Origin of the sequence: Megasphaera sp. NM10 (assembly GCF_000417505.1) — a bacterium.
GTDB classification, from domain to species: Bacteria; Bacillota; Negativicutes; order Veillonellales; family Megasphaeraceae; genus Megasphaera; species Megasphaera intestinihominis.
This window is the reverse complement of record NZ_APHY01000136.1, coordinates 1-879: the sequence shown is the minus strand read 5'-3', so window position 1 is coordinate 879 and position 879 is coordinate 1. Positions and strand designations below refer to the sequence as shown.

Here is an 879-nt window from a genome sequence, read left to right as displayed (position 1 = left end):
TCAGTATCGTATCGCCGAAGGTTTCCCCGTATTGAGCATGGCAGCTTAGGTTGAACCGGGAATGGTCATCCATCACCATCAAAGGATGGCAGCGTCTTTGGTTTTTCAAGGCGAAGTGACCGATGAAATCGGTTTGCCACATGTCGTTAGGAGCTTCTTTTTCGAAACGTGTATAAGGTGTAGCTGCCTGACTGGCGTCCGGTGTGATCAAGCCGTACCGATGAAAAATATTGTTAATGGTACGGACACAGGGAACGTTTGGAATACCTTGTCGTTTCAAAAGGGTATGGACAACTAAGGCACACGCGTCATAATTTTCTTTTCGTGTCTTGATGACCAGTGCTTCCATTTCAGGGGATGTGCGATTGGCACGGTGGTGAGGTTCTCGTGAAAGTTCTTCACAAGAAGAATTTTCACGATACCTCTTAATCCACTTGTCTCCTGTAGGACGACTGATTCCATATTCAAGACAAAGGGCTTTTTTGCTCTTCTCATGAGCAAGTACCCGTTCAACGAATTCTTTGCGTAACATAGCTTTGGTGACATTCCTTTCTTCCCATGGCATAAGAATCAACTCCTTCTTATGCCTAAAAGTATCACTTTTTTCAGTAGGGGGAAGACCCCTATTTATGTAAACTATGTTATTGCACATAACACACGTGGCGCCCCTACAAAAAGGGGCTGTAACATAATAGCCTCATCGAAAAAAATGGACTCAGTTATCTGAGCCCATTTTTTTAAGCAAAAGAGGCCCCAAAGGGCCTCTTTTGCTGGTATAATTATTGTATGCTAAACAAAATCAACCACGTAAAGTATACCAAAACTTACACTCCGAGGCAACTCGTTTTGCCATTGGATTATGGCATTTCACTAGAACAA

General features: G+C 43.2%; 1 protein-coding gene. It reads right to left on the bottom strand.

The window, feature by feature from the left end:
* On the bottom strand, positions 1-565 hold a 565-nt coding region (locus tag NM10_RS12720; protein ID WP_020311942.1), incomplete at its 3' end, for a helix-turn-helix domain-containing protein.
* Positions 566-879: the final 314 nt, after the last annotated feature.